Below are 23,412 nucleotides of genomic sequence, written 5' to 3'. Positions count from 1 at the left end.
AGCAAATTTATGGCAGTGAGCAAACAAAGATTTTAACCAATTAAAGAAAGAGAGAATTCACCATGAAACTATCAGTCAGAATTGCGCTGCTTTTGATCCTCTTCTTTTCCGCAGACCTATGTTTTTCCTATGTGCAGAAAGAATTGAGGCCGCAGACGGCATTACAAGACAGAGCCATTCCAAGCGCTCTTCATCCGCTCGTGAAACAGAATGCGGAGCTATTGCAGACGGCCGCTCTGAAAAAAGGCATCACCGTCGTTATCACAGAGGGTTTCAGATCAATTGAGGAACAAAACGAATTGTACCGTCAAGGACGTTCAAAAAAAGGAAATATCGTCACCTACGCAAAAGGCGGGGAATCTTACCACAATTACGGCCTTGCGATCGACTTCGCCCTGCAAAAAAAGGATGGAAGCCTGATTTGGGATATGACGTACGACGGAAACCGAAACGGCACGCCCGATTGGCTTGAGGTCGTATCGATTGCCAAAACGCTCGGTTTTGATTGGGGAGGCGATTGGAGAGGCTTTAAAGATTATCCTCATTTACAAATGATCCCTGGCTAATAAAACCTTTTCTTTTTTCGCTTTTGCGCATCAATGTACGGAGGATAGACAGGCCTGTACACAAGCTTATATCCTTCATTGCCGGACGGCGTAAAATCGCGCTGCCACTCCAGCCGCAGATGGAAATCGGATAAAAAAGCGGCCTTTGCTTCTTCGGGAGTAACGGCCGGCACCGGATTGATCTTCTCCAGCTGCTCCGGGTCAATGTCAGGCGCCATGTAAGCTTCCACAAGCCCCGTTACGGGACTGACAAGTATTCTCGCAGCGCCGAACCGCAGCGGAATATCCTGATGCCATATGGAAAAATGGAAGCGGAACCTGCCCCTTCCGTCCGTTTTCACCGGGTTCATTTTAAAAAACTCGTCCGCTCTCGGATAAAGCTTGTATAAAAATTGAAGCGCGGCGGCCTCACACTCTTCCGCAGAATAAAAGGCCGGGCCCTGATGCTCAATAAAAGATTTAAAGGCTGTCATTTTCCCTGTCTTTTTGTCCGTTTTCATCTTCATTGTATTTTTGTTGCTGCTTTCAAAATAGCTTTCGATACTCAAATCTTTCCGTTCCGGAACCGATCCTTTCCGCCATGTCGTTCCGATCTCATCCCCGAGATCGCGCCGGCGCGTCTGAACCATATCCGCGGTAAACCCCATTAATTCATCCAGGCTGATTTCCCGTTTATGTTCAAACGCGGGAAGCGGTTTTGCCGGCTCATTCCTGTCTTCGCAAAGCTGCTGATCCGGCACGATATCATCTTCACCGGCCGGATAGCTGTAAGCCGGCAGAATCGGTTCATAGACGAGACGCGGTATTTTCTCAAAATTGACCACATCATAGACGAGACTGAATGTCAGCACACTCATATAATGCGAGACGACTTTTTCCCGATCGACGAATGTTTCCGGAACGGGCGCTTCACCCTTATCCCCGTAATAGATAAACTGCACGACGAAGCCGCTCCTGGTTACATCAACGAAAAAACCTGAATCGGGAAGCGGCCGGCCGAGCACTTTTTTTGTATAGATAAATCGGATGCACCCATTGCGTTCTTCCTTCGCCTGAAAGATGAAATTCATAAAAGTAAGCGGGCGGTGTCTCGCCGCAAACCGAAGAGCCGTCAGCTTTAATTCGGCGTCTGACAGCTGCATGTCTGAACCCGGACAGTCGTTGCGTGAATAAGTAAGCAAAGATCCGTCGTCGCCCAGCTCAATCGTGACCGTTTTATCCGGCTGGTTACGATCTTTCCATATATAATAGGCTTTCGTTTTTTGTTTTTCATCATAATCTTCTATTTCAAGCTCATAGTGCGGCGGTATGTTCCCGATTTCCAGCGCTTTTTTTCTCAGATGTTCTTTCAGCAATGGGGTCATCCTTTCAGAAGAGTGTATAAAAAAGAACTGTTTTTTATTATATAAAAACGCCCTTATCCTTTTAAAGGGAAGAAAGTGCCTTTTATGTGTCTATTTTTAGCAAAGAGGGAAAAGAGCCGTATTCAGAGCGGCTCTTTTTCATACAAATGTCACATTCCCCGTGAAAGACCCGGGACGAACGCCCATGACCTTCAGCCTATTAAACTCGTGATCGCTTCTCCCGTATGAGCCTCAATAAACCGCGGGAAAACCGGCTTGTATACGAGCCTGTACACTTTTCCGCAGCTGTCGTCATCGTAACAATGGTCCCAAGCGAGCTCTGCTTTGATGGCCCGGCGGATCGCATCCTTCGCCTCTTCCATTGTCAATGAAGGAACGGGATCGATTTCCTGGAGCTCTTTCGGATCAATTTCCGGCGGCATATAAAAAGTGACAAGACCCGTCTTTTTGCTGACACAGATTCTCCCCTCTCCGAATCGCAAATCAACGCCGCCCGAACAAGCCTTATATGTAAGTCCCACGTTTTCTCCTTCATCATCCGGCTCATCATATTGAACCCGGAAATACTGATCCGCTTCCGGAAACATGGCGAATAAAAAGCGGATGGCCGTGTGATGGCATTCTTCCTCGGAAAACACCGGTTCGCCTTCAACTTTTATAAATGACATCACCCCGGTGAGCCGGTCCGATTCTTTATCATACCTTGTTTTCAATACGTGTTCATTCCGTTCTTTAAACAGACTTTCAAAGCTTTTATCTTCCCGTACGGATTTTGTTTTTTCAGGACGCCAGGCAATGCCGATACAGCCCTCTCCAAGATCGCTTTCCCTCTCTTTATAAAAACCGTCGTGCAGCCCGATCATGTCATTGATGCTCATCTTTTCCGCTTCAGGTGCAGGGCGTGAAATCGGGACATACGGCAGCGTGTCGTCTTCCAGCTCTTCATATTCATCTATTTCTTCATTCTCTTCCTTCAGATCGGCCGATATCGGCCGCGTCGGAGACACGATTTCATAGACGAGATGGGGCTTGTCATCCCCCTGCACATAGACGGACTGATGCAGTACGGTGAACAACAGCTCTGCTTCAATATGTTTGACAAAGTGAGCCAATGCTTCCCGCTTGTCCGCAATTGTTCCGGGTCTTACAAGATCATCGGCCTTCCCATGGTAACAAAAGCCGGTTACTTCCCCTGTCAAAGACAGGTCGACGTAAAACCCGGTCAGCGGGAGCGGCAGACCGTCAGCCATCTGAACATAGGAATATCTCACATCACCATCATTGGCGGAGCCGCTGTTTTCCAATTCGAACTCAGCCAATGCCCCAGGACGATGGGTTTCTAAAAACGCCCGCATCCGTTTTTCTATGTCCGATTCCGAAAGAGCCGGCAGATCAGTCTGGAAAGCCGGACGGGATAAGTATTTCAGTTTTCCGTCCCGGTCTAATTCGACCATGATGCCGGCTTCCGGATCATTCTTATCTTCCCACCAAAACAAAACCTCATCTTCCTGGTATTCTTCCACATTACTCTCGTAGCGGGCAGGTACGTTACCGATCCGGAGAGCGAGCTGTTTTAATTCTTCTTTTTTCATCATAACACTTCCTTTTCTTCCAAAAAAATTGATGATTACCAAGACTCTTTTATACAAAACTAGTATAATTAACCTGTCTATCTTCATGACTATCGAATTAATAACAACAGGGGGTAAACCAGATGTCCATCAAAAAAATGAGCGCCGTGTTTTTCATTCTGCTTCTCACGGCATTTACCGCCGCATGCAGCAGCGAAACGAGCGGCGGCCAGGAAAGCAGCACGGCGAAAGTGAAAATAAAAGATACGGCATGGGCCGCTTCAGACGATACTGAACATTCGCCCGCGCTGAAAGTAACGGTCACCGTCAAAAATACGGGCAAAGACCCGCTTACCGTCAAAAGCAGCGACTTCTCGCTTTATCAGGATGACGCGAAAACAGCCAAGGCCGATAAGGAAGACTTGTTGCAGAGCGGCACGCTTCATGCGGGTAAGACAGCGACGGGCAATCTGTACTTCACTGCTGACGAAGGCAAATCCTATGAATTGGTATATCAGCCGCAGGCAAAAGACGCGAAGCCTTTATCTTATAAACTGAAAGTCAAAGGCACAGCCTCAAACGCAAAACCTGACCCGGCAGACGCATTATCCGCATACATTGATGTGATGCTGTACGGCAAGCACAATAAAGATTTCACCCGCTTGACCGGTGTAAATGAAAAAATGACGGCCGCCGCATATCAGGAATCGGCGAAAGCCAGCTTTATCACCTCAGCAGGCATTTCACAAGAACAGGCGGATTCAAAAGCCATTACCGCTATTATTGACGCCATGTCATCAGCGCTTCGGGATAACACAGAGCTCAAGGTGCATACCAAATCCATGTCAGGCAAAAAAGCCGTCCTTGAAGCAAAAGTGACGCCGCTTGATATGTCTCCGCTTGCGGGCCAGCTGCAAGACCGCGTGCAAGACTATGCCGGAAAGCACCCTGATGCTGATGAAAACGAAATTGTCAGCCACCTGCTTTCTGTCTATCCGGAAGAGTTTATGCGCCTGAAACCGGCTCCTTCTTCCGTTACAAGAGAAATCGAGATGAAGAAAAACGCCCGCGGCCAGTGGTATCTGGATACAGACGCCGATCTGGAAGGATTGACAGAAGCGTTTTTGAAAACGTCCTGACAACAAGAAAGGAAATAGCGCAGGCTATTTCCTTTTTTTATTTTCACTTAAAGATGTCACTGATAAATTGAACCTCATCCTCGGTTAACTGCACATGAAGCGCGTCCAGATTGTGTTTCAGCTGGTCGGGGCGCTTGGCTCCGGGAATGATCGCATCCACCGCCGGCTGCGACAGAAGCCATGCGAGTGCGATATGGGCTGTCTGCGCCCCTTTTTCTTCCGCAACGGCCCGAAGCTTATCCACTCGCTCCAGGTTTTGGTGAAAAGCTTCTCCCTGAAACGGCAGCCTGTTCTTTCGGCTGTCCTCAAAGACTGTGTCTTTTGTAAACTTTCCCGTCAGCAAGCCGGAAGCAAGCGGGAAATAAGGAATAAAGGAAATGCCGTTCTTTTCACAATAAGGCAGCAGATCATGCTCCGCCTCACGCTGAATCAGTGAATATTCCGATTGAAAAACCTCTAAATAGCCGTCCGCGTTAAACTCCTGCAATTGCCGAAAGCTGAGATTGGACGCGCCGATTGCTCTGATTTTCCCTTCGTCCTTCAGTTCTTTTAACGTGCCCGCCACTTCGGAGAGCGGTGTTTTGCCGTCAGGGAAGTGGACGTAATACAAATCAATCACGTCTGTTTTCAGCCGCTTCAGGCTGTTTTCCGCCTCACTCCGGAGAAATTCACGGCTGTTGTCCAGCTCGATCTGTCCGTTGACCTCTTTGTGCGCGCCTTTTGACGCAATCACGAGGCTGTCCCGCACGCCGCGCTCTGCGACAACTTCACCGATTAACTCTTCGGAACGCCCCAAACCGTATATAAACGCCGTATCAATAAAATTGACGCCGCCGTCCAGCGCTGTGCGGATGAGTTCTTTTCCCGTTTCATCATTAAGATTCGGAAACAGATTATGTCCTCCGACCGCATTAGCGCCAAAGCCGATACGCTTTACCCGTAAATCCGTCCTGCCCAGCGTACGTGTCTCATCCATGGCTCAGGCTCCCTTCCTTTTATCGCTCTGTTTAGTATTAGATAACCGGTAAGAATTATCCTGCCTGAGAGCCTATCTATAGAAAAAACCTTGAAAAGCGTTTGCCCTTCAAGGTTTTTTGCTGTGTATTAAGATGTCAGAGCTGCGGCGAAGCGTTCGGCTTCATCCGTGAGAGCACCCTCGATTTCCTTATAGCGGCTGGAAATCGTTGAGGCGCTGACGCCGTACTTCTTCGCCAGCTTGGCTTGAGAAACGGACGCGCCGTTCAGAGAAATGCTGTTCACGTAATATTCGACCGCCGCTGCGAAAGCTTCAGGCTTTCTGATCGTCGGTGTTTTTTTGACACAGAACGTTTTCCACAGATCAATCACGGCCGGAACCAGCTCAGCCGGGTATTCATCCCCGCTCAGGCCTTTTTCAATGGCGTCTGCCGTTTCCTTCTCCATGTCGTTGGCCCACTCTGTCTGTTTTTCTTCAGCAGCCTGCTCAGGCTCTTCCGCCGTTGTTAAAAGAGCGGCCAGCACAGTGTCGAAGTTTTCCTGCATAAAGCGCTCAGGCGATTTTCCTTCCGCAAGGGCCGGGGCCGCCGCCTTTTTCACTTTGCTGATTAGAGCTTCGGTCCGCTTCACAGGGAAGATCGTAAATTGCATGAAGAACTCCGCTTTTTCCGCTTCGTGGATCGGATAGCCGAGAATCAGGCTTCCCGCCGGCGGAAGATCCTGCTGGCTGACGTCCATTTCCACTTTGAATTGTTTCTTCGTCATCACATCTTCAAAGTGAATCATTCCTTCTTTCACATCTTCAAGCACCATAACGGCAGGTGTCATGCTTGTCCATGATTCAACGATTTCCCGTGTTTTCGGGCGGTTGATGCCGCCGGCTTTTTTCTGAAGATATTCTTCAAAAATCGTCTTGCCGCCTGCCAGCGGACGGAAGAAAATTCCCCAGATGCCGAGGTTGAAGACTCCGATGTCTTTTGTCTGTCTGTCCAGCTCCGTAATGAACGCGTGCTGGTTAATAAATGATGATATGCCGTCTCTATGTGCTGTAAAGGCGTACTCCATTAGGCTTTCCTGAATCTGTTTCGCTTCTTTTGCCGCGATGTCTGCCGGAATGGCAGCTTCTTTGCTTCCGCAGCATTTTTTATATTTCTTCCCGCTGCCGCATGGGCAAGGGGCATTTCTTTTCACTTTTCCCACAATAAACCCTCCGAATTCTGATATAACTTTATTATTTTAACAAAAATAACTTCAGAGGGCTTGGTTTACGGCGAAAAAAGAATATGGAAGAAAAAAAAGACCCCGGGATATTCTCATTCTCCGGGGCTTTGAAACTGTTAATTTGTATTTTGTCCGCCGCCGTTCAGACCTTCTTTAATCAGCCCGTTTACTTGGCTGTTCATCAAAAGTCCGATGTGTCCGACACCGTGAATCTGCACGTTTTTCCCGCCGATCAGCCGTGACAGCGGGTTCATGACGATTAAGTCCGCTGAGCTGTAAATCGATGTATATAAAATCTTTTGGTTCGGATCAGTCCCCGGAAGCGCCCGGTTGGTCACAAGGCCGTTCGCTCCGCCCAGTGTTACGACGTTTGCGATTTTGTCTCCGCCGTCAAGATTTTTAATGTAATAGAGCGTGTTGGCGCCCCCCATGCTGTGCGCGACGATATCGACTTTACTCGCACCTGTTTCGCTGAGCACTTTTTTCACGTAATTGGACAGTCTCGGCGCATTGTGTCTGTTGTTTCCGGTTTTGTCTAAGAAATCAATGGCGTACATCTCTTTTCTTGACCAGCCTTGGGATGCCAAGTATGTTTTGATTCCCGCGAAGTTAAAGGACGCCCCGCCGATTCCGTGGACCATGACAACAGGGTTATGCCCTGAGGAGGCTTTCGATACGGTCGGCTGGAAGGCAAATACGGAAATGACGGACAGCATACAAACTGTAAGGATGACTAGGATTTTGCTTTTTATATGTTTCATGAACTTTCCTCCTGCTATGTAATATTTTTGCAGTTTTCATTCTATTAGAGGAGAAAAGGAAAAAATAGTGTATTTTTTACTGTTTTCAACAATTAAAAAAAGAGCGGAAAAATGAGAAAGACGCCCCTTTCCCGAAAGCACGCTTATGCTTTAATACGGCATACCAACAAAGGAGAGAACACCCGGTTCTCTACTCCTAGTACTCATTGAAATAGGTTTGAATCCGCTTAGGATCATGCGTTTTTGTCAGCGCAAGCATCAGAAGAATCCGCGCTTTTTGAGGGTTGAGAGAGTTTGAAGCTGTCAAATGGTCTTTTTCATACTCTCGATTAGGTGTTACCGTTCCGTTTCCCGTCCTTGTGGAGCGGACGACCGCCAGCCCGCTTTTGACCGACTTTACGGCGCCTTTTTGGGCCTCATCAGACATTGAGCCGTTTCCCGGGCCTGCAAAAATAATGCCTTGAGCCCCTGAGTAGGCGGTTTCCTCAAGTGTGTCTGTTCCATGTGTAATGACAATGCCGTCTGTATCATCAGACTTGAGCAGCTTGTTTACCCGTTTTGCAAGTTTCAGCAGTGTCTCGTTATTCATATTCTGGCTGCCGATATTCACAACCTGTTCTCCGCTCACATGCGCGACCTCTTTTATCTCCGGAACGGCCTGAATCAGGGCATCAACTCCGATTGCCCCCGCCGTGTACTCCGTAGCGGACGTCTTTGAAGGAGCAGCGCCTGCAATTGTGCCGCCGGCGGCAAGAATTTTAATATTCGGAAGTCCGTCTTTTTTCGCTGGGGCTGCGGCTGCCATCCCGGGCGGTGTTTCTTTCGCTTGAGGAGATTGGGAGCAGCCGGCCGCGATGAAGAGCAGAGCCGTGATAAATGTAATGAAGGGCATGAATTGTTTTTTCATTCTTTTCTCTCCTTTTCTTTATTTATGAAGATTTTCCTCTCACCGGTCAACGCGCTTGTCAGGCAACCTCCCGAAGAAAATAACCGTTAAAAAACCTTGACACCGTCATGCGAAATCAAGATAATAGACCAGTCACTATATTTTAAATTTGTCAAAAATCAGTAAGGTGGGAACATTATGAGCTATGGAGATTCTCGTGAAAAAATCCTCGCCGCGGCAACCAGGCTGTTTCAGCTTCAGGGGTATTACGGCACGGGGCTGAATCAGATTATTAAAGAAAGCGGTGCGCCGAAAGGTTCTCTTTACTATCATTTTCCGGACGGCAAAGAGCAGCTCGCCATTGAGGCTGTCAATGAAATGAGCCATTATATCCGTATGAAAATAAAAGAAAGCCTTGATGCCCATCCTGATCCTGCGGAAAGCATTCAAGCGTTTTTACAGGACTTATCAAGCCAATTCACATGTCCGGAGAACTTTGAAGGGTTTCCTGTCGGTTTACTGGCTGCCGAGACGGCTTTAAAGAGCGAAAAGCTCCGGCAGGCCTGTCAATGCGCTTATCAGGAATGGGAGAATCTGTTCGCGGGCAAATTGAGATCAGCCGGTTTTTCTGATGAGAAAGCGGCGGAAATCAGCACTGTTTTAAATGCCATGATAGAAGGCGGCATCATTGTGTCCTTAGCCAAAAAAGACAAAATGCCGATCCTCCATATTTCTAAACAAATCCCGAACCTGCTGAAGACATAAAATACGAGAGACATGTACGTATAGAAAGAGAGGAGAATGATTTTGGAAAACGCTCAGCCTTCCAAACAATATAAAGTCATGCCGATCATGATTTCTTTACTGACGGCAGGGTTTATCGGCATGTTCAGTGAAACGGCGCTGAATATCGCCCTGACTGACCTGATGAAGGAGTTACATATCACTCCTGCGACCGTCCAGTGGCTGACGACGGGCTATCTGCTCGTTCTCGGTATTCTTGTCCCGGTATCGGGTCTGCTTTTGCAATGGTTTACGACGAGACAGCTGTTTATCGTTTCACTCGCTTTTTCCATTATCGGCACGCTGATTGCAGCGCTTGCGCCGAGCTTTCCGTTTCTTTTGGCGGCAAGAATCGTGCAGGCTTTAGGAACCGGGCTGCTGCTGCCGCTGATGTTTAATACAATCCTCGTCATCTTCCCGCCGCATAAGCGCGGAGCGGCGATGGGGACGATCGGGCTGGTCATCATGTTCGCTCCTGCGATCGGTCCGACATTTTCAGGGCTTGTGTTAGAGCATTTGAACTGGCATTGGATTTTCTGGATTTCCCTGCCGTTTCTTGTGTTGGCTCTTTTATTCGGCATCGCCTACATGCAGAACGTGTCTGACATTACAAAACCGAAAATTGACGTGCTTTCCATTATTCTGTCTACGATCGGGTTTGGCGGCATCGTATTCGGATTCAGCAATGCCGGCGAAGGATCAGACGGCTGGTCAAGCCCGACGGTTATCGGTTCGCTCACTGTCGGTGCGATCGCGCTCATCTTATTTTCCATCAGGCAGCTGACAATGAAACAGCCGATGATGAATCTGCGCGCTTTCCGCTATCCGATGTTTATTCTCGGTGTCGTGATTGTATTTATCTGTATGATGGTTATCTTATCAACAATGCTCCTATTGCCTATGTATTTACAAAGCGGACTGATGCTGACGGCGTTTACGTCCGGGCTCATCCTGCTGCCGGGCGGTATTTTAAACGGCTTTATGTCTCCGGTGACGGGGCGCCTGTTTGATAAATACGGACCGAAGTGGCTTGTCATTCCCGGGTTTGTCATCACAGCCGCCGTACTTTGGTTTTTCTCAAACATTACCGGCGCTTCAACGGCCATTCTCATCGTCGTGCTCCACACATGCCTGATGATCGGCATTTCCATGATCATGATGCCGGCGCAAACGAATGGCTTAAACCAGCTGCCGCCGGAATTTTATCCGGACGGAACGGCCATTATGAATACGCTCCAGCAGATGGCCGGCGCAATCGGCACTGCGGTGGCGGTCAGCATCATGGCAGCCGGGCAGAAGAATTATATGAGCACCGTGAAAAACCCGAATGATCCTTCCGCATACTCTCACGCGCTGATTGCGGGCGTCCAGCACGCCTTTATCTTCGCGATGATTGTCGCAGTTATCGGCTTGATCAGCGCTTTCTTTATGAAACGGGTCAAAGTGAATCACTCATAAGAAAACAGCAGACTCCCCGTGAGTCTGCTGTTTTTTATATACCGCGCGCTTCAGCCAGTTCATCAATCGCATAGATCAGATCATCGGCCGTGTTATAGAAATGAGGCGCCAGCCGGATGATTTGTCCGCTGGGTGCGCATACGATGTTTTTCCGCCTCAACAGCGCAGCCGTTTCCGCCGCTTTTTCATCCCGTATGGAAATCATGCCGGGTCTGTCATCGGCAGACGGCGGCCCTATGAGATTCAGTCCTTTTTCAGAAGCGTATTCATACGCAAATGCGCTGAGTTTTTTTACTTCTTGGTGAATGCGGTCTGTGCCGGCATCGTTTAATAGAGATAAAGCCGCCTGTGCCGCATATATGCTGATAAATGCCGGGGTTCCGGTCTCAAAGCGTTTGGCTCCGTCCGCATAAGAAAAACGGGTTAAATCCAGCATCGACGCCCGCTGCTGCCCGAACCACCCGGTGACTTTCGGCTTCAGCCGTTCGGCAAGTTCCTTTCTGACATAAAGAAACGCCGTTCCCGGTATGCCGAGCATATACTTTCTCGCACCCGCGGCCAGCATATCAACTCCCCATTCTTTTACATCAATCGGGATGTGCCCCGCCGATTGATAAGCATCGACAAAAAGAAGCGATCCCTTCTTTGCGGATATCTCGGCAATGCGCTTCATATCCTGGACAAAACCGGACGTATATGACACATGGGGCACACAGGTGAAAAGCGTCTGTTCCGATATGTATGTCTCATACCGCTCTAACGGGATCATTCCATCTTCAGACGGCACGACTGAAAGCTCCATCTCAGTCTGCGCCTTCAAAATGTGGGCGATCGCCGGAAAATCCAATTCCGTATACACCGCCTGTTTCTTTCGGCAATCCGGTAAAGCAGAAACGACGGCAGAGACAGCAGCCGTTACTGAAGGTAAAACGGCGATTTCTTCAGGATGGGCGCCGATCAATTTCGCAAATTCACACCTTGCCTGCTCCGTTCGTCCAATGGCTTCTTCCCAGTTTCCGCCATGCTGAAGCAGGCTTTCCTGGTAGTCATTGATCGCTTTTGAAACCGGCAGGGCAAGAGCGCTTTGAGAGCAGCTGGCGAGCATCGTATGTGTGCGGAGCGCCGGAAATAAAGATCGGTATTGCATCAGAGGCGAATTCAAGACATGTTTCCCCCTTCGGCAGGAATATATGTCCATTATAGAGTATGGTAAAAAGAAAAGGAGGGTTTTATATGGAGAAAAAAGTATTGCTGACAGGCTTTGACCCCTTTGGCGGGGAAACGGTCAATCCTTCATGGGAAGCGGTCAAACGGCTGAACGGTGCCGCTGAGGGCCCCGCCTCTATCGTATCTGAACAAGTGCCGACCGTTTTTTATAAGTCCCTTGCCGTGCTGCGCGAGGCGATCAAAAAGCATCAGCCTGACATTATCATCTGTGTCGGACAGGCAGGCGGCAGAATGCAGATCACGCCGGAACGGGTCGCGATCAATCTCAATGAGGCGCGCATACCGGATAACGAAGGAAACCAGCCTGTCGGGGAAAACATTTCTCAAGACGGTCCCGCGGCCTATTGGACCGGCCTTCCGATCAAACGGATCGTTGAGGAAATCAAAAAGGAAGGCATTCCCGCGGCTGTATCCTACACGGCGGGGACGTTTGTATGCAATCACCTCTTTTACGGCCTGATGGATGAAATCGCCTGCTATCATCCCCACATCCACGGCGGGTTTATACACATCCCGTACATTCCGGAGCAAACTTTGCAGAAGTCTGCGCCGAGCCTCAGCCTGGATCTCGTGACAAAAGCGCTCAAAATCGCCGCGGTGACCGCCGCGGCGCATGAGGACGATATTGAGACCGGCGGAGGCGAACTTCACTAAGCTGCAGACGGCGCCTCGGCCCATTTCTTCCGGTAAACGATGCGGGACAGCGTCACACTGATTTCATAGAGGACAAGCAGCGGAATCATAACGAGAAAGTCAGACATAAAATCCGGAGGCGTAATCAGCACAGAGACGACGATCAGCACAAAATACGAAAGCTTCCGCGCCTTTGCCAGCCGGGTTGGATTCACGATTCCGAGCCGTGTCAGAAACATGACGGCCAGAGGCATTTCAAATAAAAATCCGAACGGCAATGTAAGATTCAGCATAAAGGTAAAATACTTGTCCGCCGTAAATACCATGTCAAAATGGCCGGCGGATAATTGTGTTAAAAATCCGAGCACAATCGGAAACAGCACAAAATACCCGAAGGAAATTCCGATGATAAACAAAACCGAAAGCCCCGGAATGTAAAGCAAAGCGGCGCGGCGTTCAAACGGGGTCAAGGCCGGCGCCGTAAAACGCCAGAGCTGAAAGGCCGCAACCGGAATCGTTGCCGTAAGGGCGCATATTCCCGCAATCATCATATACACCCATAAAATCTCGCTCGGCCCTAAAACGGCCAGTCTTCCATGCAAATCCTTGATCAGCCAGTCATAAATATCCTGCACAAACCAGCAGGCGCCGATAAAAAACATGAGAAAGGCGATAACGGTTTTAATGAGACGCTGCCGGACTTCCTCTAAATGCCCGATCAAGTGGGTTTCTTTTTTATCCAATCGTACATCCTCCTTATAGAGAAAGAGGCAGAAGCGGATTCGTCTGCCCCCATGTCAGGATTCAGCCTGCTGTTTTGTCTTTCTCAGCCGTCTGCTTGTCCGGCTCTTCATTTGAGACCAATGTTTTTGCGGCGCTTTTAAATTCAAGCAGCGTGCGGCCGGCGGCACGGCCGATTTCCGGAAGCTTTGAAGGTCCGAAAATGATGAGAGCGATGACGAAAATCAGGATCAACCCGGGAATGCCGATATTTGAAAACATGAGTGTGCCTCCTTATTGTGAGATTTTGGCCCGTTTCTTTCTCATTTGCTTTTCATGCGCATTGTTATGGGCGAAGAAACGATCCTCTTCCACCTCGTTTGACTGCTTTAAACCGCCTGCAACCGCAGCTTGAGAGACCTTCCGAATCCCCGTCTGGTCTTTCTGATAAATGAATGAAGCCCGCGTGGATACCTCAGCCCCCGGCTCCGTCACGTACGGCACCACTCTGTAATCCGCTCTCCATTGGGCAGGGGTCACCGTACAGCGGACATAGCCTCGGTAATCGTTGAAAAACTTAATATGCGGGTTTTGTTTTAAGATCTGATCCGTATCGGCCCGTTTATCCGCCCCGTTTCCTCCAGATGTAATGGAGGTCCCGACGAATTCGGCTCCGAAAATCTTTGAATTCGTTTGGTTAAAATCGGTATGCAGGTTTGACGCCCAGCTTGCGTGAACATCACCCGTCAGCACGATGACATTGTTCAGGTTTTTGCTTTTTATAAAATTGATGACCCGCTCCCGCTGCGCCGGGTAGCCGTCCCATGAATCCATGCTGTATATCGGATTGGCGGTTGTTCCGAAATTCCATTGCGCGAAAAAGATTTGCTGCGCCAGCACATTCCACTTCGCTTTTGAGGCGGCTAAATTTCCGAAGAGCCATTGCTCCTGTTCTGTCCCCATCAATGTGCGCTTCGGGTCTCTCCACTCATCAGAAGGCGGCTTATTCCCGTCGCCGTTGGCCTGATCATCTCTGTACTGTCTTGTATCAAGCACATTGAACGATGCCAAATTGCCATAAGAAAATTGCCTGTACAGCCGCATATCAGGACCGTTCGGCAATGACATGCGCCTGAGCGGCATGTGTTCATAATAAGCCTGATAAGCGGCGGCCCTCCTGAGCACAAACGCTTCAACGGATTGGCCTTTTTCAGGGATAACATTGGCATAATTGTTTTCCACCTCATGATCGTCCCACGTCACGACCCACGGAAATGCGGCGTGGGCGGCTTTCAGATTGGCATCAGAGCGGTATTGGGCATGACGGTTGCGGTAATCTGACAGTGTATACACTTCAGCGCTGCTGTGCGTCCTGACATTTCCCGTTTTTGACACATATTCGTTCGGTCCGTATTCATAAATGTAATCTCCGAGATGGAACACGAGATCAAGCTTTTCCTTCGCCATATGTTTATACGCCGTATAATAGCCGTGTTCATACTGCTGGCATGAGGCAAACGCAAACGTCATGGCGGATACGTCAGCGCCGGGAGCGGGCAGCGTTTTCGTCCGGCCGACGGGACTGAGCTCATGCCCGCTTTTAAACCGGTAATAGTACACTTTATTGGGCTTGAGCCCGTCCGCCTCGACATGAACGGAGTGCCCGAGATTCGGCTTGGCCATTTCCGTTCCGCGTTTGACGATGTGACGGAAATGTTCATCAGCGGCGATTTCCCATTTTACCGGCACGGCCTGCTTCGGCATGCCGCCCCCATTCAGCGGGTCAGGGGCAAGACGCGTCCAGAGAATGACGCTGTCAGACAGCGGGTCGCCGGAGGCTACGCCGAGGGTGAACGGATAGTTTGAAAATTTCGGAGCGGCATTCACTTCAAACGCGCCGATGGATTGCGCGATCGCTAACCCGAGGGAAAGACCGGCGATTTTCCCGGCGCCTTGTATAAATGCGCGGCGGTCAAACGTATTGTTCTGAAAACTTTTGTTCTCCAATTCCTTGATCCATTCATCTAAACGGCCGTCATGTGTCATGTCAGTTCCCCTTTCGTCTCATTGATCGCCCTTATTATAAAAAAGAAATGTTAAACCGCTATGAAGAAGTGTGAAGGGTTTGTAAGGCTGAAAAATGGACGGCGGGAGACATTTTTCACATTGTTTCGACAAACCTTGCCCCGCCGGGAGAAAACCCCCTCTGTTTCTTTTTGGCTTGTCATCCGTCAAGCACACTTTTTTCCTATTTTTCTTCACAAAAAATTAAAAAAACACCGTTCATTCTAAGAACGGTGCGCCCGGGATTAAAATGTATTGTACACGTTTTCGCACGTCTCACCTGTCGGCTGATAGAAGCAGTGGGATCTGAATCTGGCGACGAACGGCTGGCCATACCAAGTCTGCGGGCAGTTGCCCGGCGGCTTAAAATACCACAGGCTGAATTTAGCCGGCCAAAACCGTTCTCCATTAATGTTCCTGCGGGCAAGCCTCCGCTCGGATTCACGCGGTCTCTGGTAAAAGTATCCGTGAGTCACCGCTTCAAACGCGTGCGGCTGAAACACCATCTGCCTGATGGTGCGCAGGCCTTTAAAATCAGAACAATTCGCCCGCACCCTATTGATTCCCACATTGCCGACCAAAAGCATTCCCTGCTTCCCTTCGCCTTCCGCTTCCGCCCTGAGCAGCCTTGCCATTAGATCGACATCGGCGCTCGACGCTTTTACGACTGCCATCATGACACCTCCCGTATTTTCTCCTTTCATCATATTCAGCAGCGGCCCAGTGATGACAGCCAAAAGCCAGAAAACAAATGTTCACGAAAAAAGGGTTTATATTTCACGTTATGAGGAAACATACTAACATGATTTCCATAAGGAGGAATTCGCATGGAACACATTAAAGCGCTTGCCATTAAAGGCATTATGACCATCATTATTCTGTATCTGATACTCGGCTTAGGTTTTCGCTTTACATTCGGCGACGTGCTGCTGATGACCATTGTGCTGGGAGCCGTTTCCTACTTTACGGGCGACCTGTACGTGCTTCCGAGATGGAATAATATCACGGCGGCGTCCGCTGATTTCGGAATCGCGTTTCTTGTTGTCTGGCTGATGGGAATGCCGCTGTCCATGGGCATTTCCGGGGGAAGACTGGCGTTTGCCGCTCTTATTTCCGCCGTCATCATCGCCGTCGGAGAATATTTTTTCCATATTTATCTGATGAGAAAAGACTTGGGCGGGTCCCGTTTTTTAGAACCCCGGTCCGAATAACGTAAAAAAGGCCGGATAACGGCCTTTTTCGTTTGATTTCACTGATCAATATGCTTTCTGATAAAATGCAGCAGCGTGTTTCCTTGAGCGGTCAATATGACGCCCTTCGCGCCGCACTTCGGACAGGGCGTCCCTTCCTGCTCCTGGCCGGTTCCTTCACAATGCGGACACGTGAGCTCAAGATCGTCGGTTGCGATCACCATGAATATCCCTCCTTTTTTGATTGTTTGTCCGTCTCCAGTCACTTTCCATGGCCATCACCTCCTTAACAATACAAAAAAACCCCGTCCATCAAAGGACGAGGTTTTCGCGGTGCCACCTTTATTAACGGCTGAAGAGCCATTCTCTCAAAAAGTACAGAAACACACGGTTTCAATACTCCTTTCTTGATAACGGGGAAAGAATCCCGGCACCGCCTACTGTCATTTCAGCGCAGCAATTCAGAAGCCCATTCGGCACCGGACGGGGATCGGTTCACAGCGGCCACCGACTCTCTGAACCCCGCGCGCTGATGCGTACTTACTCTTCCTCAGCATTGTTCATCCGTTCTTTTATTTTAAAATGTATCATACGCTGTCATCCGGCGGAAGTCAATAACCTTTCGGATCGGACAGGCCGAGCATGTCCCGCGCCATTTGCATATGCTCCTCTTGCCCCGTCTGAAGCGCGAATTTCGCCGTTTCCACGGGATAAGCGGCCTGCCATTCTGTCACATGCTCCTGCATTTTCGGCCAGACGCGCCCGCCTTCAGCTTCGTAGCTCTTCATCAGCCGTTTTGTTTCTTTTTCTCCTAATATCACTTGATAAAGGACAAAATCCTTGGCCGGATCGGCAACCTTTGCCTCCGTCCAATCGAGGAGACCCGTCACACGCTGATTTTCGCCGATCAAAATATGCGGAGGATGCAAGTCGCCATGGATCAGCGCGGAAAAATCAGGCCAGTACGAACTGTCATTTATCCACGTTTGCCATCTTTTCCAAAGCGGCTCTGAGACCCCGATTTCTTTTTTTATGTGATCCATTGATTCCGCCGCCCTTTGCCTGACGTCATCCGGTTTTATGATTTCAATTCCGGATCTGGAGGCCGCATCCGGGTCTGCCCCGTGCAGCTCGGCTAATGCCGCGGCAAGCGAGCCGACAAAACCGTCTGAAGGCGGCTCGTGTTCCATATTCCAGACATACTGTTTCTTATCCAGATCAATTGCGGCAGCTGGTATTCCGTCCAGTTTTGGATAAGCGATCAGTTCCGGTGTATGAATCCGCCAATCGGGCACTGCTACCGCGGCATGGCTGCGGAGAAACGCGAGAACGCCGCTTTCTGCAGCCGCTCTTTCGATAACATCGGGACGGCGCGGCTTTCGGAGCACCCATGTCATGCCGCTGTCATCTTCAGCAAATACGACTTGGAAGTCCATACCCGTTTCATTTATGTCCGCCCCTTCATACTTTAACCGTAAGCCATTTTCCTTTGCGATGTTCAGAACGGTTTCTATTTCCCTTTGTTTTGTCATTTCGTTTCCCCATTTCCCTTATTTACTGACACAGAGCTTCGCCTGAGGCGGGGGAGAAAGAGATATGTGAAGACGCCAAAAAGAGGGCGGCATAATCGCCGCCCCCTCACTATTACTTCAGGTTCCTTTATTCAGGCAGACAATCCCGGTTTCCTCCGCGCTCAAGGCAGAGACATTGACACTATTTTATTAGTGCGAAAACCGGATTTTGACTTGCCATCAGGACCCCTCCGTTCTTTCTTAGTTAACATTATTTTACACAAAAACCCTATATATGTACACCCTATTTATCAGCTTACCGGCTGCCTCCGCTGACAAATTTTGATCCTTCGCGTAAATCTTTCGCCTCCAAAAAGAAGACGTGAATGAATTTTTTCATATTCACTTTAACCGGAGAAAGCGGCACGGTTTCCTTAGCCTGCATTTCTTTCATTCTCTTGCTGACAGCGGGGAAATCAAAGAATTTCGAGGCGTAATATTCAAATTTGGGGTTTGAAAAATCAGTTGTGCCCAATGAAGCGAAGTGGTTTAACGAATGAATGACGGCCCTTCTGATCCGCTGTTCCGAGGCCTTGATTTCTCTGTTAACCTCGGCTTGTGCCGCCGCAGGCCCCAGCTTCCGGATGGCGACGTTTGTAAACATCTGCTTTAAAGACGGGATGTTTCTTTCCGCCTGTTCATCCTCAAATAAATAGTGAAGGACGGCCATGAGGTCATGCGCCCCGCTTTCTCCCACGATGCCTAATTCCGATAAAAGAAATTTTCCTGTTTCTTTGATTGATTTCTCGTGCATCCCCCCCGGCCCGCTTTTTTTCGGCTCATTCCGCTGAATAAGACGGCTTAACGAGTGTTGGATATCGCCGATCGAGGTTTCCAGTTCAATCCGCTCTTTTACTTTTCGCAAAACGGTGACGATCTCGATTTTGTTGATCGGTTTGTGGATAAAGTATTCGATGCCGAGAGAATAAGCTTCTCCCACCATTTCCTTTGCCTCCACCTGCGATATCATCACCGCTTTTCCGTTGTACGATCCCTGAAGATGCCGGATCGTCTCAATCCCGTCCCGACCCGGCATCAGCAGATCAATTAATAAAATATCGACTTGTTTAAAATGGAGATAATGCCCTTCAATCTGGCTTCCGTCCTCTGCCTCACCGACGACTTCGCCTAAGTCCTCGTCCTCGATCATCTGTTTTAAAATGGAACGGATCGCCCGGTCATCATCAGCTATAAAAAAACGCATATTATGAGTTCATCCTTTCTGCAATCAAATGCTTCACCGGCAGTTTAATCGTAAATATGACGCCTTTTGGCTTGTTATGAAAGGAAATGTCTCCGTCAAGTTCAGTTACGATTTCCTTCACGTAAGTAAGCCCGATGCCCGTTGAAGGTGTGCCGAATTCATCGTATTTGGACGTAAATCCGGGATCATAAACGACCTCTCCGATTTTTTCCGGAATGCCGGGACCGTCATCTTCCGCCTCAAATTCGGCCATCTCCCTCTCCGCCCTGCGCAGCGCGAGGCGGATCTCACCCCTGTCACCCATGGCTTCGACGGCATTGGCGGTCAGATTATTTAAGATCGACAAGACGGTAAAGACGTGATAATCGGGATGCTCTCCTTCAATCACGCTCCGGAATTGAATGTCCTTGCCTAAAGATTCGGCGTATTTTTCATTGATTCGGATGACGATGCCGACCAGAGCGGCGGCATTCATGTAATCCCGGAATCTCTCATTGGAAATCAGCTTCGACAGGCCGGCGAATATTCGCTGATTGTCTTTTTTCACTTCATGAATTTCTCCCGCAAGGCGCAGCATTCGGCTCCCGAGCTCCCGGTCGTTCCCGCTCATTTCCCGATATAGCTGATAGGATTCTTTCGTCACATGCTCCGTCGTTTTCAGCGTTTTTTTCAAATGAATCGTTTCTTCATATAAGTTAGACACAATCATCAGCATGTGCTCATGCTGCTTTCTCGTTTGTTTTTCCCTGACCTGAGATTCGTGCAGCTTCATCACGTTGAAAAAACTCAGCACAATAAATGTGTGAGAAACAGCGATAACCGCAATATCCGCCAGCTTGTCCGGCATCATAATCTGCCGGCCGCCGGAAAACTGAACCGTCATTTCAACGGCATCGGACGCAATTTCAATGAGAAAACCGAGAAACCCGATCATCAGCGGCCGATCCCAAAAAAGCCTGACCTTCAGCACATAAAACAAGCAGGCATATGTAAAGTAAAAAAAGAAACTGGGATATTGGCTGAAAAAAGCCTCCGTAAAGCCGGCATGCTCTCCTCCCCAGCACGCCAGGCCGATCCGGAATGCCACAACGGCTGCACCTGTCAACAGCCCTGACAATACTGCCGGCACATGCCGAAGCAGCAGCAGAAAAAAGAAAAAAGCCGGGGCGCCGAAGCTGATCCGATATACCTCATTCAGGGGGTAAAATTTCAGTTCCCCCGCCAGCGGCACGGTGATCAGCATAAGGGCGAAAAGATAGCCGTCTTTTTTCAGTAAATAGTCGAGCCTGATCATAATCACTTCCTTCTTCTGTCTATTTTGAACAAGACCGATACAGTCCGCAAATTTCTTTAGACCCGAATGGCGGGACACTCCGGCTGATTTATAAATCTATCGGCTTATTTTAAGAATGATTTTGTCGTATTTTGTATGATTCTGTAGATGTCATTATACATTAACATGGAACACGCTATTTTTGAAAACGTTTTCCAAGACCGGTTTCCGCTTCGGACAGGCTTGCAATAGAGGAGGAATGTTATGAAAGATATGGTCAGAGAGCGCCTTGAAAAAGAGGAACTGGCTTCACTTTTACAAGATTGGGTCGAGCATTACCGACCGTTTTCCGTCAATGGAAAAAGCGCAAATTATATACCCGCCCTCGGAGAAATCAACGACTCTCAGCTGGGCATTTGCATATTAGAGCCGGATGGCTCAATGATTCATGCCGGTGAATGGAATGTCCCGTTCACATTGCAGAGCATCTCAAAAGTCATCAGCTTTATTGCCGCCTGCATGAACAGAGGCATTTCTTACGTGCTGGATCGTGTGGACGTGGAACCGACGGGTGATGCGTTTAATTCTATCATTCGGCTTGAAATCCATAAACCCGGGAAGCCCTTCAACCCGATGATCAATGCCGGCGCCATTACCGTCGCCTCGCTGCTTCCGGGTGAAACGGCGCATGATAAATTAGAATATCTCTTTTCCGTTTTTGAAAAATTAATAGGAAAACGCCCTCACATTCACGAGGAGGTCTTCCGTTCTGAATGGCAGACCGCGCATCGGAACAGAGCGCTCGCCTACTATTTAAAAGAAACGAACTTTCTCGAGGCGGATGTGGAAGAAACGCTTGAAGTGTATTTAAAGCAGTGCGCCATGGAGGGTACAACCGAGGACATCGCTTTAATCGGATTGATACTTGCGCATGACGGCTACCATCCGATCCGACGGGAACAGGTCATTCCGAAAGATGTCGCGAAACTCGCCAAAGCCCTGATGCTGACATGCGGGATGTACAATGCGTCAGGCAAATATGCGGCTTTCGTCGGCGTCCCGGCCAAAAGCGGGGTATCCGGCGGCATTATGGCATTGGTTCCCCCAAGCGCCAGAAGAGAACAGCCTTTTCATAACGGCTGCGGCATCGGCATTTACGGTCCGGCCATTGATGAATACGGCAACAGCCTGACCGGCGGCATGCTGCTGAAACATATCGCACAGGAGTGGGAGCTCAGTATTTTTTAATCAAACGAACCAAGAGGTGATTGGATGCAGGAATTCCTTGAAAATGTAATCGGCTCGGCAAATGATTTTTTATGGTCAAAACTGTTAATCGTACTGCTTCTTTCTCTGGGACTGTTTTTTACGTTCAGATCAAAGGGTCTGCAAGTCCGCATGCTGAAGGAAATGATCCGGGTTTTGAAGGAAGGCGCGGCCGCCCGGACAAAAAACAGCATTTCCCCGTTTCAGGCATTTTGCATCAGTATGGCGGCGCGTGTCGGAACCGGGAATATTACCGGAATCGCCATTGCGATCGCACTCGGCGGTCCGGGCGCTATTTTCTGGATGTGGATTATCGCAGTCATCGGTTCGGCTTCAAGCTTTGTTGAAAGCACGCTGGCCCAAATTTATAAAGTAAAAGATCAAAACGGATTCCGCGGGGGCCCGGCCTATTACATGGAAAAGGGCCTGAAGAAACGCTGGATGGGCGCGCTGTTCGCCGTATTAATCACACTGTCATTCGGAGTTGTTTTTAATTCCGTTCAATCCAATACGATCAGCGTCGCCTTTCAAAACGCATTCGGCACCAGCCGGCTTACATTGGGCATTATGTTAATCTTGGTTTTCGGCGGCGTAATCTTCGGCGGCGTCAAACGAATTGCGAAAATGGCGGAATACATCGTAGTCGTTTTGGCCGTTTTATATATCGGTGTCGCTTTCTTTGTCATTCTGACGAACATCACCCAATTGCCCGGCGTTCTGTCGCTAATCGTAAAAAATGCGTTCGGCATTGATCAGGCAGCGGGCGGCGCTTTAGGTGCGGCCTTGATGCAAGGTGTAAGACGCGGGATTTTCTCAAATGAAGCAGGTATGGGAAGCGCTCCGAACGCGGCGGCGACAGCTACGACGAGCCACCCGGTGAAACAGGGGCTCATTCAGGCATTCGGCGTCCTGACGGATACGCTCGTCATTTGTACAAGCACGGCGCTTATCATTTTATTTTCAGACGCTTATCACCAGCCGGGACTGAGCGGCATCGCGCTTTCTCAGGCCGCCTTGAGCGACCATGTCGGCGCGTGGGCGTCAGGTTTCCTTGCCGTCTTAATGCTTTTGTTCGGCTTCAGCGCTCTGATGGGCAACTATTATTACGGAGAAACCAATATCGGATTTTTAAGCCAGAACAAAAAATGGCTGTTCATTTACCGCATCTGCGTGCTCGGAATGGTACTGTTCGGCTGTATTTCCAAAGTCCAGCTTGTGTGGGATATGGCTGACTTGTTCATGGGCTTAATGGTGGTCGTGAACTTAATCGCGATTTTCCTTCTGTCAAAAAAAGCGTTTGCCGCTTTAAGCGATTATGTCCGGCAAAAGAAAGCCGGAAAGGACCCCGTCTTTTACAGAGATGTGCTCCCTGATGATGACGGGATCGAATGCTGGGAGTATTCAGACATCGCGAAAAGTGCGAAAGGCAAACACATTTCCTAAACAAAAGGTGTTCGGGCAGCGTCCTGAACACCTTTTTTCTGCCGGTTCATTGACAAAGAGAAAAGCGTCCATTACCCTTTTTATATATTTTCAGTAA

23 protein-coding genes and 1 other annotated feature are annotated in these 23,412 nt (G+C 49.1%); of the genes, 8 read left to right on the top strand and 15 right to left on the bottom strand.

Annotated features, from left to right (window positions below; genetic code table 11):
- Positions 1 to 62 precede the first annotated feature (62 nt).
- On the top strand, positions 63 to 566 hold the full coding sequence (locus J6600_RS01480) for a peptidoglycan L-alanyl-D-glutamate endopeptidase CwlK (RefSeq protein WP_061861816.1): 504 nt from the start codon (positions 63 to 65) through the stop codon (positions 564 to 566).
- Here J6600_RS01480 and J6600_RS01475 read toward each other — a convergent pair.
- Together J6600_RS01475 and J6600_RS01470 are read right to left on the bottom strand one after the other, a co-directional pair.
- On the bottom strand, positions 563 to 1,921 hold the full coding sequence (locus J6600_RS01475) for a YcdB/YcdC domain-containing protein (protein WP_209387852.1): 1,359 nt from the start codon (positions 1,919 to 1,921) through the stop codon (positions 563 to 565). The genes J6600_RS01480 and J6600_RS01475 overlap by 4 nt on opposite strands.
- Before the next feature lie 200 nt (positions 1,922 to 2,121).
- The gene (locus tag J6600_RS01470; RefSeq protein WP_209388312.1) at positions 2,122 to 3,522 is read right to left on the bottom strand and encodes a YcdB/YcdC domain-containing protein; all 1,401 of its coding nucleotides are present in this window, start codon (positions 3,520 to 3,522) and stop codon (positions 2,122 to 2,124) included.
- A gap of 122 nt (positions 3,523 to 3,644) precedes the next feature.
- On the opposite strand from J6600_RS01470, the gene J6600_RS01465 reads away from it, so the two are divergent.
- Positions 3,645 to 4,640 carry a DUF5105 domain-containing protein gene (locus J6600_RS01465; protein WP_209387851.1) on the top strand — a complete coding sequence of 332 codons (996 nt, stop codon included), beginning with the start codon at positions 3,645 to 3,647 and terminating at the stop codon, positions 4,638 to 4,640.
- 43 nt (positions 4,641 to 4,683) lie between these two features.
- Here the strand turns inward: J6600_RS01465 and J6600_RS01460 are convergent, their stop codons facing one another.
- The 4 genes from J6600_RS01460 to J6600_RS01445 all read right to left on the bottom strand — a co-directional run bounded on the left by J6600_RS01460 (position 4,684) and on the right by J6600_RS01445 (position 8,504).
- Positions 4,684 to 5,616 (bottom strand): aldo/keto reductase, encoded by a 933-nt coding sequence (locus J6600_RS01460; RefSeq protein WP_209387850.1) that lies wholly within the window; start codon positions 5,614 to 5,616, stop codon positions 4,684 to 4,686.
- Positions 5,617 to 5,744: 128 nt separating this feature from the next.
- Entirely contained in the window at positions 5,745 to 6,815 is a 1,071-nt protein-coding gene (locus J6600_RS01455; protein WP_095061498.1) for a helix-turn-helix domain-containing protein, read from the bottom strand.
- Between the two features lie 137 nt (positions 6,816 to 6,952).
- A complete protein-coding gene (estA, locus tag J6600_RS01450; RefSeq protein WP_017419343.1) occupies positions 6,953 to 7,597 on the bottom strand; it encodes a lipase EstA in 645 nt (214 codons plus the stop codon).
- 196 nt (positions 7,598 to 7,793) lie between these two features.
- On the bottom strand, positions 7,794 to 8,504 hold the full coding sequence (locus J6600_RS01445) for an asparaginase domain-containing protein (RefSeq protein WP_209387849.1): 711 nt from the start codon (positions 8,502 to 8,504) through the stop codon (positions 7,794 to 7,796).
- Positions 8,505 to 8,681: 177 nt separating this feature from the next.
- On the opposite strand from J6600_RS01445, the gene lmrA reads away from it, so the two are divergent.
- Both lmrA and lmr(B) read left to right on the top strand, forming a co-directional pair.
- Positions 8,682 to 9,248: a transcriptional regulator LmrA gene (gene lmrA, locus J6600_RS01440; protein ID WP_014416828.1), complete on the top strand. Its 567-nt coding sequence runs from the start codon at positions 8,682 to 8,684 to the stop codon at positions 9,246 to 9,248.
- 36 nt (positions 9,249 to 9,284) lie between these two features.
- The gene (gene lmr(B), locus J6600_RS01435; RefSeq protein ID WP_061861808.1) at positions 9,285 to 10,724 is read left to right on the top strand and encodes a lincomycin efflux MFS transporter Lmr(B); all 1,440 of its coding nucleotides are present in this window, start codon (positions 9,285 to 9,287) and stop codon (positions 10,722 to 10,724) included.
- A gap of 34 nt (positions 10,725 to 10,758) precedes the next feature.
- Here the strand turns inward: lmr(B) and J6600_RS01430 are convergent, their stop codons facing one another.
- Complete coding sequence (locus tag J6600_RS01430; protein ID WP_209387848.1) at positions 10,759 to 11,886, bottom strand: aminotransferase class V-fold PLP-dependent enzyme; 1,128 nt, start codon at positions 11,884 to 11,886, stop codon at positions 10,759 to 10,761.
- A gap of 71 nt (positions 11,887 to 11,957) precedes the next feature.
- On the opposite strand from J6600_RS01430, the gene pcp reads away from it, so the two are divergent.
- Entirely contained in the window at positions 11,958 to 12,605 is a 648-nt protein-coding gene (gene pcp / locus J6600_RS01425) for a pyroglutamyl-peptidase I (protein ID WP_209387847.1), read from the top strand.
- Here the strand turns inward: pcp and tatC are convergent.
- From tatC to J6600_RS01405, 4 genes are all read right to left on the bottom strand, one after another.
- Positions 12,602 to 13,327: a twin-arginine translocase subunit TatC gene (tatC, locus tag J6600_RS01420; RefSeq protein ID WP_095273282.1), complete on the bottom strand. Its 726-nt coding sequence runs from the start codon at positions 13,325 to 13,327 to the stop codon at positions 12,602 to 12,604. The genes pcp and tatC overlap by 4 nt on opposite strands.
- Before the next feature lie 61 nt (positions 13,328 to 13,388).
- Positions 13,389 to 13,586 (bottom strand): twin-arginine translocase TatA/TatE family subunit, encoded by a 198-nt coding sequence (locus J6600_RS01415; RefSeq protein ID WP_003156681.1) that lies wholly within the window; start codon positions 13,584 to 13,586, stop codon positions 13,389 to 13,391.
- A gap of 12 nt (positions 13,587 to 13,598) precedes the next feature.
- The gene (locus J6600_RS01410) at positions 13,599 to 15,350 is read right to left on the bottom strand and encodes an alkaline phosphatase D family protein (RefSeq protein WP_014304274.1); all 1,752 of its coding nucleotides are present in this window, start codon (positions 15,348 to 15,350) and stop codon (positions 13,599 to 13,601) included.
- A 263-nt stretch (positions 15,351 to 15,613) separates the two neighbouring features.
- On the bottom strand, positions 15,614 to 16,042 hold the full coding sequence (locus tag J6600_RS01405) for a cell wall hydrolase (RefSeq protein ID WP_003156683.1): 429 nt from the start codon (positions 16,040 to 16,042) through the stop codon (positions 15,614 to 15,616).
- A gap of 153 nt (positions 16,043 to 16,195) precedes the next feature.
- On the opposite strand from J6600_RS01405, the gene J6600_RS01400 reads away from it, so the two are divergent.
- Positions 16,196 to 16,579 (top strand): DUF2512 family protein, encoded by a 384-nt coding sequence (locus J6600_RS01400; protein ID WP_003156684.1) that lies wholly within the window; start codon positions 16,196 to 16,198, stop codon positions 16,577 to 16,579.
- A 38-nt stretch (positions 16,580 to 16,617) separates the two neighbouring features.
- Here J6600_RS01400 and J6600_RS01395 read toward each other — a convergent pair whose 3' ends face one another.
- The 4 genes from J6600_RS01395 to glnK all read right to left on the bottom strand — a co-directional run bounded on the left by J6600_RS01395 (position 16,618) and on the right by glnK (position 20,627).
- Positions 16,618 to 16,782: a tryptophan RNA-binding attenuator protein inhibitory protein gene (locus J6600_RS01395; RefSeq protein WP_021495300.1), complete on the bottom strand. Its 165-nt coding sequence runs from the start codon at positions 16,780 to 16,782 to the stop codon at positions 16,618 to 16,620.
- Positions 16,783 to 16,870: 88 nt separating this feature from the next.
- Positions 16,871 to 17,121 (bottom strand) — a binding site (T-box leader).
- 48 nt (positions 17,122 to 17,169) lie between these two features.
- On the bottom strand, positions 17,170 to 18,090 hold the full coding sequence (locus J6600_RS01390; protein ID WP_095061510.1) for a macrolide 2'-phosphotransferase: 921 nt from the start codon (positions 18,088 to 18,090) through the stop codon (positions 17,170 to 17,172).
- A gap of 295 nt (positions 18,091 to 18,385) precedes the next feature.
- Positions 18,386 to 19,333 (bottom strand): glutamine utilization two-component system response regulator GlnL, encoded by a 948-nt coding sequence (glnL, locus tag J6600_RS01385; protein WP_007409014.1) that lies wholly within the window; start codon positions 19,331 to 19,333, stop codon positions 18,386 to 18,388.
- A 1-nt stretch (position 19,334) separates the two neighbouring features.
- Entirely contained in the window at positions 19,335 to 20,627 is a 1,293-nt protein-coding gene (gene glnK / locus J6600_RS01380) for a two-component system sensor histidine kinase GlnK (RefSeq protein ID WP_022552528.1), read from the bottom strand.
- Between the two features lie 243 nt (positions 20,628 to 20,870).
- On the opposite strand from glnK, the gene J6600_RS01375 reads away from it, so the two are divergent.
- Positions 20,871 to 21,854, top strand: a complete 984-nt coding sequence (locus J6600_RS01375) for a glutaminase (protein ID WP_007409011.1) — start codon at positions 20,871 to 20,873, stop codon at positions 21,852 to 21,854.
- Between the two features lie 24 nt (positions 21,855 to 21,878).
- Complete coding sequence (locus tag J6600_RS01370) at positions 21,879 to 23,315, top strand: alanine/glycine:cation symporter family protein (protein ID WP_022552527.1); 1,437 nt, start codon at positions 21,879 to 21,881, stop codon at positions 23,313 to 23,315.
- The last annotated feature ends 97 nt before the right edge of the window (positions 23,316 to 23,412 follow it).

The organism is Bacillus sp. LJBV19, from assembly GCF_017797845.1.
In the GTDB taxonomy this organism is placed as follows: Bacteria; Bacillota; Bacilli; order Bacillales; family Bacillaceae; genus Bacillus; species Bacillus velezensis.
Note: the sequence above shows the minus strand (reverse complement) of the source record. Positions and strands in the feature narration are given on the sequence as shown.

What these genes read in the sequence shown, in the direction of transcription:
- J6600_RS01445 (WP_209387849.1), bottom strand. Translation starts at nt 8,504, where the DNA reads ATGAAAAAACAATTCATGCCCTTCATTACATTTATCACGGCTCTGCTC.
- J6600_RS01375 (WP_007409011.1), top strand. Translation starts at nt 20,871, where the DNA reads ATGAAAGATATGGTCAGAGAGCGCCTTGAAAAAGAGGAACTGGCTTCA.
- J6600_RS01400 (WP_003156684.1), top strand. Translation starts at nt 16,196, where the DNA reads ATGGAACACATTAAAGCGCTTGCCATTAAAGGCATTATGACCATCATT.
- J6600_RS01415 (WP_003156681.1), bottom strand. Translation starts at nt 13,586, where the DNA reads ATGTTTTCAAATATCGGCATTCCCGGGTTGATCCTGATTTTCGTCATC.
- pcp (WP_209387847.1), top strand. Translation starts at nt 11,958, where the DNA reads ATGGAGAAAAAAGTATTGCTGACAGGCTTTGACCCCTTTGGCGGGGAA.
- glnL (WP_007409014.1), bottom strand. Translation starts at nt 19,333, where the DNA reads ATGCGTTTTTTTATAGCTGATGATGACCGGGCGATCCGTTCCATTTTA.
- J6600_RS01480 (WP_061861816.1), top strand. Translation starts at nt 63, where the DNA reads ATGAAACTATCAGTCAGAATTGCGCTGCTTTTGATCCTCTTCTTTTCC.
- J6600_RS01460 (WP_209387850.1), bottom strand. Translation starts at nt 5,616, where the DNA reads ATGGATGAGACACGTACGCTGGGCAGGACGGATTTACGGGTAAAGCGT.
- J6600_RS01410 (WP_014304274.1), bottom strand. Translation starts at nt 15,350, where the DNA reads ATGACACATGACGGCCGTTTAGATGAATGGATCAAGGAATTGGAGAAC.
- J6600_RS01405 (WP_003156683.1), bottom strand. Translation starts at nt 16,042, where the DNA reads ATGGCAGTCGTAAAAGCGTCGAGCGCCGATGTCGATCTAATGGCAAGG.
- J6600_RS01395 (WP_021495300.1), bottom strand. Translation starts at nt 16,782, where the DNA reads ATGGTGATCGCAACCGACGATCTTGAGCTCACGTGTCCGCATTGTGAA.
- J6600_RS01465 (WP_209387851.1), top strand. Translation starts at nt 3,645, where the DNA reads ATGTCCATCAAAAAAATGAGCGCCGTGTTTTTCATTCTGCTTCTCACG.
- J6600_RS01370 (WP_022552527.1), top strand. Translation starts at nt 21,879, where the DNA reads ATGCAGGAATTCCTTGAAAATGTAATCGGCTCGGCAAATGATTTTTTA.
- J6600_RS01390 (WP_095061510.1), bottom strand. Translation starts at nt 18,090, where the DNA reads ATGACAAAACAAAGGGAAATAGAAACCGTTCTGAACATCGCAAAGGAA.
- glnK (WP_022552528.1), bottom strand. Translation starts at nt 20,627, where the DNA reads ATGATCAGGCTCGACTATTTACTGAAAAAAGACGGCTATCTTTTCGCC.
- lmrA (WP_014416828.1), top strand. Translation starts at nt 8,682, where the DNA reads ATGAGCTATGGAGATTCTCGTGAAAAAATCCTCGCCGCGGCAACCAGG.
- J6600_RS01470 (WP_209388312.1), bottom strand. Translation starts at nt 3,522, where the DNA reads ATGAAAAAAGAAGAATTAAAACAGCTCGCTCTCCGGATCGGTAACGTA.
- estA (WP_017419343.1), bottom strand. Translation starts at nt 7,597, where the DNA reads ATGAAACATATAAAAAGCAAAATCCTAGTCATCCTTACAGTTTGTATG.